This window comes from Stenotrophomonas sp. P5_B8 (assembly GCF_054049855.1).
Genome location: NZ_JBFULO010000082.1, coordinates 1 through 12,574, shown reverse-complemented (window position 1 = coordinate 12,574; position 12,574 = coordinate 1). Strand labels below are relative to the sequence as shown.

General features: G+C 67.8%; 9 protein-coding genes and 1 pseudogene. 5 read left to right on the top strand and 5 right to left on the bottom strand.

Features of this window, described 5'->3' with window-relative positions:
* The 3 genes from ACXJKH_RS06915 to fabR all read right to left on the bottom strand — a co-directional run.
* On the bottom strand, positions 1 to 799 hold a 799-nt coding region (locus ACXJKH_RS06915), incomplete at its 3' end, for an HlyD family secretion protein (protein ID WP_457318881.1).
* Complete coding sequence (locus ACXJKH_RS06910; RefSeq protein ID WP_457318880.1) at positions 792 to 2,120, bottom strand: TolC family protein; 1,329 nt, start codon at positions 2,118 to 2,120, stop codon at positions 792 to 794. The genes ACXJKH_RS06915 and ACXJKH_RS06910, both read right to left, overlap by 8 nt.
* 358 nt (positions 2,121 to 2,478) lie before the next feature.
* Positions 2,479 to 3,144: an HTH-type transcriptional repressor FabR gene (gene fabR, locus ACXJKH_RS06905; RefSeq protein WP_038692404.1), complete on the bottom strand. Its 666-nt coding sequence runs from the start codon at positions 3,142 to 3,144 to the stop codon at positions 2,479 to 2,481.
* Between the two features lie 92 nt (positions 3,145 to 3,236).
* Here fabR and ACXJKH_RS06900 point away from each other — a divergent pair, with 92 nt between their 5' ends.
* Both ACXJKH_RS06900 and ACXJKH_RS06895 read left to right on the top strand, forming a co-directional pair.
* Positions 3,237 to 4,313 carry a ferredoxin reductase gene (locus ACXJKH_RS06900; RefSeq protein WP_457318879.1) on the top strand — a complete coding sequence of 359 codons (1,077 nt, stop codon included), beginning with the start codon at positions 3,237 to 3,239 and terminating at the stop codon, positions 4,311 to 4,313.
* Positions 4,314 to 4,315: 2 nt separating this feature from the next.
* Positions 4,316 to 5,449, top strand: a complete 1,134-nt coding sequence (locus ACXJKH_RS06895) for a fatty acid desaturase family protein (RefSeq protein ID WP_457318878.1) — start codon at positions 4,316 to 4,318, stop codon at positions 5,447 to 5,449.
* 16 nt (positions 5,450 to 5,465) lie between these two features.
* Here the strand turns inward: ACXJKH_RS06895 and ACXJKH_RS06890 are convergent, their stop codons facing one another.
* A complete protein-coding gene (locus ACXJKH_RS06890; protein WP_457318877.1) occupies positions 5,466 to 6,596 on the bottom strand; it encodes a metallophosphoesterase in 1,131 nt (376 codons plus the stop codon).
* A 129-nt stretch (positions 6,597 to 6,725) separates the two neighbouring features.
* Positions 6,726 to 8,150 (bottom strand): GGDEF domain-containing protein, encoded by a 1,425-nt coding sequence (locus ACXJKH_RS06885; RefSeq protein ID WP_457318876.1) that lies wholly within the window; start codon positions 8,148 to 8,150, stop codon positions 6,726 to 6,728.
* 148 nt (positions 8,151 to 8,298) lie between these two features.
* On the opposite strand from ACXJKH_RS06885, the pseudogene ACXJKH_RS06880 reads away from it, so the two are divergent.
* The 3 genes and pseudogenes from ACXJKH_RS06880 to ACXJKH_RS06870 form a co-directional block, all read left to right on the top strand.
* Positions 8,299 to 9,312 (top strand): annotated as a pseudogene (locus tag ACXJKH_RS06880) (cation diffusion facilitator family transporter); the annotation flags it as partial.
* A 102-nt stretch (positions 9,313 to 9,414) separates the two neighbouring features.
* Positions 9,415 to 10,164 (top strand): 2,3-diphosphoglycerate-dependent phosphoglycerate mutase, encoded by a 750-nt coding sequence (gene gpmA / locus ACXJKH_RS06875; RefSeq protein ID WP_256776457.1) that lies wholly within the window; start codon positions 9,415 to 9,417, stop codon positions 10,162 to 10,164.
* Between the two features lie 273 nt (positions 10,165 to 10,437).
* Positions 10,438 to 12,534 (top strand): M13 family metallopeptidase, encoded by a 2,097-nt coding sequence (locus ACXJKH_RS06870; RefSeq protein ID WP_457318875.1) that lies wholly within the window; start codon positions 10,438 to 10,440, stop codon positions 12,532 to 12,534.
* Positions 12,535 to 12,574 lie beyond the last annotated feature (40 nt).

Here is a 12,574-nt window from a genome sequence, read left to right as displayed (position 1 = left end):
TCTTCAGGCCGCGCATCTGCGATTCGCGCAGGTTCACCGATACCCACATGCGGTCGATGTCGACCAGGGTGAACACCGGGTAGCCCGCCGGGACCAGTTCGCCCACATCGGCCATGCGCTTGTTGATCTCGCCGGCCAGCGGCGCGCGGCCGTTGACCTCCTCACGCGCGGCGTCCACCTCGGCCACCGCGCCGCGTGCCTGGCGGACCTGGCCCTGTGCGGCACGCTTGTCCTGCTCGCGCGCGCCGGCCAGCGCCTGGTCGTACTGCGCACGGGCGGCATTGGACAGCTCGCGCGAACTGCGCGCCTGGGCCAGCGCTTCGTCGCGCTTCTGCCGGGTCATCACGCCTTCGTTGAACAGGTTCTGCACGCGCTGGTAGGTGGCATCGGCCAGCGTGGCACCGGCTTCAGCGCGTTTCCAGTTGGCCTGCGCCGCGCGGATGTCTTCGCTGCGCGCGCCGGCATCGGCCTTGTCGGCCACGGCGCTGGCCGCTTCCAGCGCGCCTTGCGCCTGTTCTTCCTTGGCGGCCACTTCCGGGCTGTCCAGCACGAACAGCACCTGGCCGACCTTGACCCGGTCGCCCTCGCGCACCTTCAGTTCGGCCAGGCGTGCGGTGATCTTGGCGGCCACGTTGACGGTGTCGGCATCGGCCATGCCCTGCAGCTGTTCGGCCGGGCTGCGCCAGGCCAGCCACAGGCCGACCACCACCACGATCGCCAGCACCAGCGCGAGGGCAATACCGAGTTTGCGCTTGTTCGGCGGCGGCGCATCGGCAGGCGCCTGCAATGTGTCATTCATGCGCGATCACCTCGTCGGCCTGGCGGCGGAATTCGTCATAACGGTCCATCTGTCCACTGATCTCCAGCAGTTGTGCCAGCGCCACGTCGTACTGGTAGGCCGCCTGTGCGCGTTCCACCTGCGCACCGCCCAGCCCCAGCCGCGCGTCGATCACGTCCAGCGAGGTGGCCTGGCCTTCGCGGAAGGCCAGCTCCTGCAGGCGCAGGTTCTCGCGGTTCTGTTCGATGCTGCTGTCCAGCAGCAGGAACTGCTGGCGTGCGGTATCCAGTTCGTACCAGGCCTTGCGCACGCCCAGGGTGACCTGGTTTTCCGCTTCGCGCAGGCCGGCTTCGGCCTGCTCCTGCTGCGCGCGTGCGGCGCTGATCTGCGCCGGGCGCGAGCTGGGAGACAGGAAGGTGTACTTCACGCCGATGCCGAACGCCCAGTCCGGGTCGGTCAGCATTTCGTCGCGGCGCAGGAAGTCGTACTGGCCAAACAGGTACACGGTGGGCTTGAGCTTGGCCTGCTGCACGCGTACGCCTTGCTCGGCCTGCGCCACCAGTGCGCGCAGTCGCGCGATCTGCGGCTGCCGGGCCTGCGCATCGCGTTCGAAGGTGGGCAGCGCGCCGATCGGCGTGCGATGCACGAACAACGGCGACAGCGGGCGCACTTCGCCTCCGCTGCGCAGCAGGGTGGCCAGCGCGGCCTTCAGGGTCTGCAGGTCGTTGAGCGACTTCTGGTAGTCGCGCTCGGCCTTGTCGCGGGCCACGTTGGCCTGCAGGCGCTGGGCACGGGTGGCGAAGCCTTCGCGTTCCAGCTTCAGCGCATCGTCGAGGTGGCGCTGCAGCCCGTCGCGCACGTCACGGCGCACGTCCACGGCCTGCTCGGCCAGGCGCTGCCCGAAGTAGGCCTGGGCCAGCTGCACGCTCAACGACTGGCGCTGCGATTCGCGTTCGGCGCTGGCCTGCGCGGTGGCGCCGGCGGCGGCCTGCTGCGCGGCCGGGATCAAACCGCCGGTGTACAGCGGCAGCACCGCGGTGACGACCGGACGGGTGCGCCAGTCGCGCTCGGTGAACTGCAATGGCGAGTCGATGCCGAACGCCTCGGCCACCGGCGCCAGCGAGCCCAAGGGCAGGGTCAACGTCTTCTGGAACTGCAGGCGGCGCACTTCACCGGTGATCTCCGGCAGGCGCAGCAGACGGGTGGCATCCTGCAGGTCCTGCTTGTTACGCACCGAGGCATCGGCGGCGGCCAGTGCGTCGGACACCTGTTCCAGGCGCTGCTGCGACTGCTGCCAGTCCAGCGCGGGAACGGCCGCCTCGCCGATGGGCAACTGGGCCATGGCCGCGCCGCTGCACAGGAGCAGGGCCGTGCAGTGAAATCCTTTCTTTACGCGCGCAAGCGCCGTGTGCCGGCTCACGAATGGGCATTCCGTATGTAAAGCATTCGGTAAAGTATGGTGCGCGCCGCGTGAAGCCCGGGTCTTCACACCGGGCCTTGGCGGTGTCGGTGCGTCCGACGCCGGCGATGCCGTTTGTATGCGGTTTGACGTTCTCGATTGGGCGGCGCGGAAGGTGCCGAAATGCTGCGGCCACCAACGGCGGTCGCCTACCGGGGCATTCACGTTCGGGTCGGGGATTGGCCGTGGGTCGACCCACACCGGGTAGGTACCGACCGTGGGTCGRTACGCCCCTGGCCGCTCAACGGGTCGGCGGATTCCCGGCGATGGTGCGCGCGCCGGTGATGATCATGCGCAGCATCTGCGACAGCTGCTCGATCAGTTCGGCGTCCTTTTCCTGCGGCTGGTCCACGGCGGTGGCCCCCATGGCGAACACCAGCCGGGTGATCGCCTTGGACGCCAGCGCCGGTTCGTGCAGCACCGCGCCGCCATCGGCGGCGGCCAGCCGGATCAGGTCGACCCGCAGTTCGTCTTCGAAGTAGTTCAGTTCGCGGTCCACCGCCTGCTTGAACGCGTCCGAGCCGGCGCTGCCTTCGCGCAGCAGCACGTGCAGCAGCTTGTGGTCGGCGCGCAGCTGTTCGAAGAAGGTCTCCACCGACAGCCGGATCACGCTGCGCTCGGACGACGCCGCGCGCTGGCGCGCCTCGCCGATGATCGTGCGCAGCGAACGCCCGGACAGATCGATCAGCGCCACGGTCAGTTCGTCCATGTCGCGGAACTGGCGGTAGAACGAATTCGGGGCGATGCCCGCCTCGCGGGCCACTTCGCGCAGGCTCAGCGTAGAAACACTGCGGTGCGGGCCGATCAGGGCCAGCGCGGCGGCCAGCAGGTCGTCGCGCGAGATCGAGGCTTTGCGCGCCGGATGGGCATCGTCGGCAGCGGACAGGGGCAGGTCTGGGGAGGTCATCGGGGGCAGGGCGGTCAAGTCCCTGAATCATAGCCCGTCCGATCAATATACAAGTGTATACACGCATGTATGTGCGTGCGTATAGTGACCCCATGAGCGCCCAACCCCGCCCCCCGATCCGCCGCCGCAACCCGATCTCGCCCCGTCATTGGGTGTCCGAGGAACTGTTCGACTTCTGGGCCGGGCGTCTGCACCCGCTGTGGACCCTGCGCCGGGCGCGGGCGCGGCTGGTGGCGCGCGAGCAGGCCAGCGCGGATGCGGTCACCCTGGTGCTGCGCCCGAACCGGCATTTCCGTGGGATGCAGCCGGGTCAGCACGTCACCCTTGGGGTGGACATGGATGGGCGYCGGCTGTCGCGCAGCTACAGCCCTACGCGGCTGGCCGACGGCACGCTGGCGATCACCGTCAAAGCGATCGAGGGCGGCAAGGTCAGCCAGCACCTGGCCCATCACGCGGCGATCGGTGAGGCGTTCGAACTGGGCCAGGCCTTCGGCGAGATGACCGTGGATCCCATACAAGCCCAGCGCCTGCTGCTGTTGGCGGCCGGCAGCGGGATCACCCCGATGCGCGCGCTGCTGCGCCAGCTGGATGCCGCCGGTATGCCCGGCACAGTGGACCTGGTGTACTGGGCCCGCCGCCGCGAGGAACTGTGTTTTACCGACGAACTGGCGGCACTGGCCGCGCGCCATCCGAACCTGCGCGTGCACCTGGCACTGACCCGCGACCCGCACGCCGCGTCGCCGCGCGTGGATGCCTACGCGTTCGATGCGCTCGGCGACCTCCGTGCGGCCCAGGTGCTGGTGTGCGGCCCGGGTGGCTTCGTTGATGCCGCCCGCGCGCGCTTGCAGGGCACCGTGGCCGCGCTGCAGTTCGAAGCGTTCACCCCGCCGCTGCTGCCCGACGCGGAAACCGGCACGGTGCAGGTCGAACTGCGCCGCAGTGGCCGCACCCTGACCCTGCCGCGCGGCACCTCGCTGCTGCAGGCGCTGGAAGCCGAAGGTCTGCGCCCGGCCAGCGGCTGCCGCATGGGCATCTGCAACACCTGTGCGTGCGGCAAGGCCTCCGGCGTCACCCGCCACACGCTCACCGGCGAGTACGCCGATGAACCGGCCACGCAAGTGAAGCTGTGCGTCAACAGCGCCAGCACCGACCTGATCCTGGAGCTCTGACCATGTCTTCCGTCCAGAACCGCGCGCTTTCCGCCGCTGAACTGCACGCCTTCGGCGATGAACTCGATGCGCTGCGTGCGCGCCAGCTGGCCACGCTGGGGGCCGCCGACGCGCGTTACATCCGCCGCGTGGTGGCCGGCGTGCGCTGGACCGGCGTGGCCGGCCGCGCGCTGCTGTTCCTCGGTGCCTTCGTGCACAGCGTGCTGATCCCGGCGTGGATCGCCGGCGTGGCGCTGCTGGCGCTGTCCAAGATCCTGGAAAACATGGAGCTGGCGCACAACGTCATCCACGGCCAGTACGACTGGATGGGCGACCCGCAGCTGCAGGGCAGCACCTACGAGTGGGACATCGTCGGCACTGCCGACAACTGGCGCAAGACGCACAATTTCCGCCACCACACCTACACCAACGTGCGCGGGCTGGACGACGACATCGGCTATGGCCTGTTGCGGATTTTCCCCGAGCAGCGCTGGCGCCCGTTCTACCTGACCCAGCCGGTGGTGGCGGTGGTGTTCGCGCTGCTGTTCGAATGGGGCATCGCCATCCAGGACCTGCGCGTGGGCCGCTGGTTCGCCGGCAAGATCACCTTCCGCCAGCTGCTGGCACAGGCGCGCCCGGTGGGCCGCAAGATGGGCAAGCAGATGTTCAAGGACTACCTGCTGTTCCCCGCGCTGGCCGGCCCGTTCTTCCTGCCGGTGCTGCTGGGCAACGTGGTGGCCAACCTGATCCGCAACGTGTGGACCTACGTGATCATCTTCTGCGGCCACTTCACCGCCGATGCCGAGACCTTCCCCAAGGAATGCGTGCGCGATGAAAGCCGCGGCCACTGGTATCTGCGCCAGCTGCGTGGCTCATCCAACCTGACCGGTGGCAAGCTGATGAACGTCATGTCGGGCAACCTCAGCCACCAGATCGAACACCACTTCTTCCCGGACATCCCGGCCAACCGTTACGCCGATATCGCCGTGGAAGTGAAGGCGATCTGCACGCGTTACGGCCAGCACTACAACACCGGCTCGCTGCCGAAACAGTTCGGCCAGGTGATGTGGCGGATCGTGCGCCACGCCTTCCCGAGCAAGCCGGGGCGGGTGCGCGCGCTGCCGGCCGGCGCCCGGCCGCAGGTACAGCAGGGCTGAGCCGGTGGACGACGGCTCAGTCGTCGTCCACTTCCATCCTGCCTTCGGCCAAGGGCACGCGTGTGCCGTCCAGCAGGCCGCGGCTGAGTGTGCCGTTCTCGATGAACAGCAGCTCGCCGTTCTCGCCCTTCTTGATGCTGCTGTCGATGGCGATGATGCGGTCACCGTGGAAGCTGCTCACGTGCGGCATCGAGGTATGGCCGACCACGATGCGCTTGAGCTGCAACTGTTCGAGCAGTGCCTGCACCTGGGCGGTATCCATGCGTCCATCGAAGTAGCCGCGGTACCAGATCGGGCTGGTCTTGCCGTCGAACAGGCGCGCGCTGTCCGGCGCGGCCTTGACCTGCTCACGTGGCAGCCCGACCGAGGCCTGGTAGGTGGCGTTGGTGGCGTCCATGGCGCGCACTAGGTCGAGGTTCTCCGGGGCGATGCCGCCGTGCAGGAACAGCGTGTCGCCGATCTTCAGCAGCACCGGACGGGTGCGCAGCCATTGGCCGATCACCGAATCGGCGCCGTACAGCGCCGGATACGAACGATCCAGCAGCTGCGCACTCCTGAGGTACTTCGGGTTGACGTAGCGCAGGTCGTCGTACAACACCATCGTCTCGTGGTTGCCGAGCACGAAGTGCACCGCGCCACCGGCCGCGCTGGCCTGCTGCTGCAGGCCGTAGAGCAGCCAGAACGCCTCGGTCACCTGCGGCCCACGGTCGAACACATCGCCGGCCACCACCAGCGTGGCATCGCCGAGGGCCCAGTGGTCCTGCGCATCGATGACATGGTGGGCGCGCAGCAGCGTCACCAGCAGCCCGTACTGGCCATGGATGTCCGACAACGCGACGATGCGCGGCGTGGCCGGGTACTGCGCGACCTCGGCGGTGCGTGGCGGCAGCACACTCACCTCGTGCGGGTAACCGCATTCGGGCGCGACCACGGTGACCTCGCCGCGCGCTGGCAGATCGCGGCGGACCACGTGGTCGTTGCACACCCACTGCGCCTGCAGGCCCGTGTCGGTGCGGAACACGTACGGGCCATCGGCCTCCACGTGCTCGGCCGGTTGCGGCACGTCGCGGGCCGTGGCGGAGGCGCTCAGCAACAGGGCCGAGCACAGCAGGGCGCACGGCAGGTGCGATGAAGGGCGGGACGGCATCGACAGGTTCCTTGGGCAGCGGCAACGACGCAGGCCAATGCCCGCGTCGTGATCCTACGCCGCCCGCGCCGCGCCCGGCATGCGCCGTTGGTACCGGTCGATGTGCCGCAACAGGCGGCTCGTGCCGACTCAGCCGCGCTGCAGTGCCTGTCGCTCCGGTGCATCGGGCAGGTCGTCGCTGGCCAACACCACGCGGTTGCGGCCGCGCTTCTTGGCCTGGTACATCGCCGCATCGGCGCGGGCCATCAGCCGCTCGTAGTCCGGGTGGCCATCGTGGGCGGCCACGCCGATGCTGGCGGTCAGCGCCAGGGTGCTGCCGTTGGCCAGCGGCGCCGGTGTCTGCGCGATCTGCCGGCGCAGGTTCTCGGCGATCACCTCGGCCTGCGCGGCATTGGCGGCCACCAGCACCACCACGAACTCTTCGCCGCCATAGCGGAACAGGTAGTCGCTGCCGCGGGTGAGCTGGCCCAGCAGCGCGGCCACATGCTGCAGGGCGCGATCGCCGCCGTCGTGGCCGTGGGTGTCGTTGATCGCCTTGAAGTGATCCAGATCCAGCAGCAGCACCGAGAACGGCGTGTGCGCCGAGTTGGCCAGTTCGATCTCGCGACGCAGCACCGTGGGCAGGAAGCGGCGGTTGAGCAGGTTGGTCAGTGCGTCGCTGCCGGCATCGAGCTCGCCGATGCGCTCGAACAGCATGCTCATCAGGGTGCGGATACGCGCGAGCTGCTCGCGGATGCCCTGCAGCGCGCTGAAGCGCGTCGTCAGGTCTGCGCGCGCGAGCGCAGCATGCAGTTGCGCGTCCACGCGTGCGATCAACGCACCTACCTGCGCCGTCTCGCTGCTCTCGCCAAAACTGGGGATGCCCTTGTGGGTGAACCACAGGCCGAATTCGGAATGGGCCAGGTCCACGGTATCGGCATCGGTGGCCTGGCTGGCGATGGCGTACAGCAGTGCGTTTTCCCAATCCAGCAGCAAGGCGCGCTGGCGTTCGCGTTCGGTGCTCACGTTCTGCACCAGCGAGAACAGCCGGTAGGCCGCATCGGTGCGCGAGGAACGCTCGCGTGCATGGGTATAGGCCAGGGTCATGCCTTCCAGCGCGATATCCACCGAGGCGCTCAGGCAGCGGATCGCTTCGAAGGCGATGGCGCTGCTGGGAGCGTGCGCCACGATGCGCTCGAACAGGCGTTGCTTGAGCACGCGCGCGCCACGGGTGACCAGGTCCACCGGAATGCCCACCCGCGCATGCACATCGCCGATCACCCGCTGCGCGGCCACCAGCGCCGGGATGCTGTCGATGGTGGCGGTCAGCAGTTGCGTCAGCCAACGCTGCATGGCCGGTTTCAGGCGCAGGCGCACCTGGTCGTGGGACAGAAAGCGGCTGGCGCGCGGGTCCTCCAGCAGCACGTCATAGAAGTGATGGGCCAGGTCCGGCGGCGACTGTGCGGCCAGCTCGGCCAGCAGTGCGGCAGCGTCGGCGCCGGTCGCCAGCAGGGTCTGCTGCCAGGCATCGGCCAGCGGACGGCTGGCCTCATCCAGGTTTGGAACGATATCCACGATGATTGCTCTTCCCGCCACAGGGGCCGTCGAACCTTAGCGGCCGCCTGCGGTTGTAATGAAGTTACAGACTGAACGCCAGCCCAAGTGTAATAGTCTCCGCGCGATACCCTGCTTAACCTGCGCACATTGTTCTGGAGACACCTTCATGGGTCACGACCACGATCACCTGCCCAGCGAAATCCGCCACGAAAAACCACTTTGGTGGGCACTCGGCCTCACCACTACCTTCCTGGTGGTGGAAGTGGTGGGTGCGTTCTGGACCAACAGCCTGGCGCTGTTGTCCGATGCCGCGCACATGGCCACCGACACCCTGGCGCTGATGATCGCGCTGGTCGCGGTGCGGCTGAGCCGGCGCCCGCCCGATGCCAAGCGCACCTACGGCTACGCACGGCTGGAGGCACTCGGCGCGATGATCAACGGCGGCATGCTCTTCGTGGTGGCCGCCTACATCCTGTGGGAGGCGGTGGCGCGTTTCCGCCAGCCGCAGGAAATCGCCTCCACCGGCATGCTGGTGATCGCCGCGATCGGCTTGGGCATCAACCTGATCTCCATGCGCCTGCTGCGTGCCGGCAGTGGCGAAAGCCTCAACGTAAAGGGCGCTTACCTGGAAGTGTGGGCCGACATGCTTGGCTCGGTCGCGGTGATCATCGGCGCGCTGTTGATCCGCTGGACGGGCTGGAAGCCGATCGATCCGATCCTGGCCGTGCTGATCGGCCTGTGGGTGCTGCCGCGCACCTGGGTGCTGCTGCGCGAGGCGATCAATGTGCTGCTCGAAGGCGTGCCCAAGGGCACCGACCTCAACGCCGTGCGCACCGCGCTGGGCGCGCAGCCCGGCGTGGTCGACGTGCATGACCTGCATGTGTGGGCGCTGGCCTCCAGCACGCCAGCGCTGACCGCGCATGTGGTGATGGCCGACGCGGTGGATGCCGACCGCCTGCGGCGCACGTTGACCGCCACGCTGCACGACCAGTTCGGCATCGAACATGTGACCCTGCAGATCGAGGCGGATCATTGCGGCGACAGCTGCAGCGTCGGCAGCCCCAAGGCCGCCGACGCGCATGCCGGCCACGATCACGACGATGGGCATGACCACCTCGCGCGGGACGACCGCCGCCGCGCGCATCCGGATGCGCAGGGCCATCACGGCCATCCGCATCCCYGAACCGGCGCGCCGGCCGACGCTGCGGCCATCGCCGTGCAGGGCGGGGCAGGCTTGCCGCTACAATGCGGGTCTGCCTTGCCATCTGTCGGAGATACTGCAGTGACCCGGAAACTCGTACTGTTGCGCCACGGCCAGAGCCAGTGGAACCTGGACAACCGCTTCACCGGTTGGGTGGACGTTGAGCTGACCGAACAGGGCCGCCGCGAGGCCGCCGCTGCCGGCCGCCTGATGCGTGAAGARGGGCTGCAGTTCGATGTCGCGCATACCTCGGTGCTCAAGCGCGCCATCCACACCCTGCAGGGTGCCCTGGCCGAGCTGGACCAGGACTGGCTGCCGGTCAGCAAGAGCTGGCGCTTGAACGAGCGTCACTACGGTGGCCTGCAGGGCCTGGACAAGGCCGAGACCGCGGCCAAGCACGGCGAGGACCAGGTCAAGATCTGGCGCCGCTCCTACGACATCCCGCCGCCGGCGATGGACGTCGAAGACCCGGGCCATCCGATCCACGACCGCCGCTACGCCGGCCTGGACCGCAACGCGCTGCCGGGCACCGAATCGCTGGCCACCACGCTGGATCGCGTGCTGCCGTACTGGTTCGATGCGATCGCCCCGCAGCTCAAGGACGGCAAGACCGTGCTGGTCACCGCCCACGGCAACTCGCTGCGCGCGCTGTACAAGTACCTCAACCACGTCTCGCAGGAGGCCATCCTGGAGCTCAACATCCCGACCGGCATTCCGTTGCTGTTCGAGTTGAACGATGACCTGAGCGTGCAGTCGTTCCGCTACCTGGGCGATCCGGAAGCCGCGCGCAAGGCCGCCGAAGCAGTGGCGAACCAGGGCAAAGCGAAGTAACCCCGAAAGGCCGGCACAAACCGGCCTTTTTGCTGGTAGAGCCACCCCATGGGTGGCTGCCCCACGATGCCGGATGCCGCGCAGCCACGCATGGCGTGGCTCTACCGCGGTGCCGGACGCCGCGCGGCCACGCGTGGTGGTTCCACTGTGGTGTCGGCCAATCACCCAGCCGGCCGGTGTGACCTTTGGCCGGTCCCCCACCGCGCCGGCCGCGCTACGCTGCTTGATTGCCCGTCATCCGGGCGATGTATCCATCTGTAGCCGGAGAGTCGAATGAAGTTTTCCAAGCTGGTCCCGCTGGGCCTGACCGTCGCCATCGCCGCCTCGCTGGCGTCGTGTGGCAAGACCGATACCGCGCCTGCCGCGACTGCCGACGCGGCCAAGCCCGCCTTTGACACGTCGCAGATCAAGACCCCGCTGATCTCGCTCAACAGCGCCGACCTGGACCCGTCCATCTCTGCCTGTACCGACCTCAACGGCTTCGTCAACAGCAAGTGGCTCAAGGCCAACCCGGTTCCCAACGACCAGACCACCTGGGGCAGCTTCGAAATCCTGCGCGAGCGCTCGCTGGAAGTGCAGCACGCGCTGGTCCAGCAGGCCGCCGCCAGCACGCCGAAGGCTGGCTCGGTGGAAGCCAAGATCGGCGACATCTGGAAGACCGGTTCGGACGAGGCCAAGATCGAAGCGGCCGGCATCACCCCGCTGCAGCCGCAGCTGGACAAGATCGCCGCACTGAACGACACCGCCGCCATTACCCGGTACCTGCGCGGCAGCCAGGCGCAGGGCCAGGGCGTGCTGTTCTCGCTGTTCGCCAATGCCGATTACAAGGACTCGGGCAACGTCATCGCCTATGTCGGCCAGGGCGGCCTCGGCCTGCCGGAGAAGGGCTATTACTTCGACGCGTCGCAGGCCAAGATCCGCGATGCCTACGTGGCCTACATCGCGCAGGTGCTGACCCTGTCCGGCGTGGATGCCGAGCAGGCCAAGACCCAGGCCAAGGCCGTGCTGGACTTCGAAACCCGCCTGGCCAAGGCGTCGCTGTCGCGCATCGAACTGCGCGATCCGGCCAAGCGCTACAACCCGGTCAGCGCCGCCGAGGCGGACAAGCTCACCCCGAACTTCAGCTGGACCGCGCTGTTTGACACCCTGAAGGTGCCGGCCGCGCAGAAGTTCTCGCTGGCCCAGCCGGCGTTCTTCGGTGAAGTGGACAAGATGCTGGCCGACGTGCCGGCCGCCACCTGGCAGGCCTACCTGCGTTTCCACACCATCGATGACGCCTCGCCGTACCTGAGCAGCGCGTATGAGAAGGCCAACTTCGACTTCTACAGCACCACCCTGCGCGGCCAGAAGGAAATGCAGCCGCGCTGGAAGCGCGTGCTGGAATCGGTCAACGGCGCGATCGGCGAAGGCCTCGGCCAGCTGTACGTGAACGCGGTGTTCCCGGCCGACGCCAAGGTGCAGATGCAGCACCTGGTGGAGAACCTCTCGGTGGCGCTGAAGGCGCGCCTGGAAAAGCTGGAGTGGATGGGCGAAGACACCCGCAAGAAGGCGCTGGAAAAGTGGGCCAGCTTCACCCCGAAGATCGGTTACCCGGACAAGTGGCGTGACTGGTCGGGTTTTGAAACCAATGCCGACAGCTACCTGGGCAACATGCAGGCCGCGCGCGCGTTCAACTACCGCTACATGTTGAACAAGATCGGCAAGCCGGTGGACAAGACCGAGTGGGGCATGACCCCGCAGACCGTCAACGCCTACTACAACGCGACCAAGAACGAGATCGTGTTCCCGGCGGCGATCCTGCAGGCGCCGTTCTTCGACGCCAAGGCCGATCCGGCCTTGAATTACGGCGGCATCGGCGCGGTGATCGGCCATGAAATGATGCACGGCTATGACGACTCGGGCAGCCAGTTCGCCGCCAACGGCAACTTCGACAACTGGTGGACCGACAGCGACCGTAAGGCCTTCACCGGCCGCACCGACCAGCTGGTGGCGCAGTTCGACGGGTACGAGTCGCTGCCGGGCGTGAAGGTGAAGGGCAAGCTGACCCTGGGCGAGAACATCGGCGACCTGGGCGGTCTGACCGTGGCCTACGACGCGCTGCAGATGGCGTTGAAGGAAGACCCCAAGGCCAACGTGGCCGTGGACGGTCACAGCCAGGACCAGCGCTTCTTCATGAACTGGGCCACCGTGTGGCGCCGCAACTTCAACGAAGGCGAGCTGCGCGTGCGTCTGAACACCGACCCGCACGCCCCGGCCAACTTCCGCGCCAACGGCGCACCGTCGAACATGCCGGCCTACGCGCAAGCGTTCGAGTGCAAGCCCGGTGATGCGATGGTGCGCGCCGACGACAAGCGTGTCGTGATCTGGTGATCGCACGCGGTTGAGTGAAACGAAAAACCCGGCGCAAGCC

What these genes read in the sequence shown, in the direction of transcription:
- ACXJKH_RS06910 (WP_457318880.1), bottom strand. Translation starts at nt 2,120, where the DNA reads ATGGCCCAGTTGCCCATCGGCGAGGCGGCCGTTCCCGCGCTGGACTGG.
- fabR (WP_038692404.1), bottom strand. Translation starts at nt 3,144, where the DNA reads ATGACCTCCCCAGACCTGCCCCTGTCCGCTGCCGACGATGCCCATCCG.
- ACXJKH_RS06895 (WP_457318878.1), top strand. Translation starts at nt 4,316, where the DNA reads ATGTCTTCCGTCCAGAACCGCGCGCTTTCCGCCGCTGAACTGCACGCC.
- ACXJKH_RS06890 (WP_457318877.1), bottom strand. Translation starts at nt 6,596, where the DNA reads ATGCCGTCCCGCCCTTCATCGCACCTGCCGTGCGCCCTGCTGTGCTCG.
- ACXJKH_RS06870 (WP_457318875.1), top strand. Translation starts at nt 10,438, where the DNA reads ATGAAGTTTTCCAAGCTGGTCCCGCTGGGCCTGACCGTCGCCATCGCC.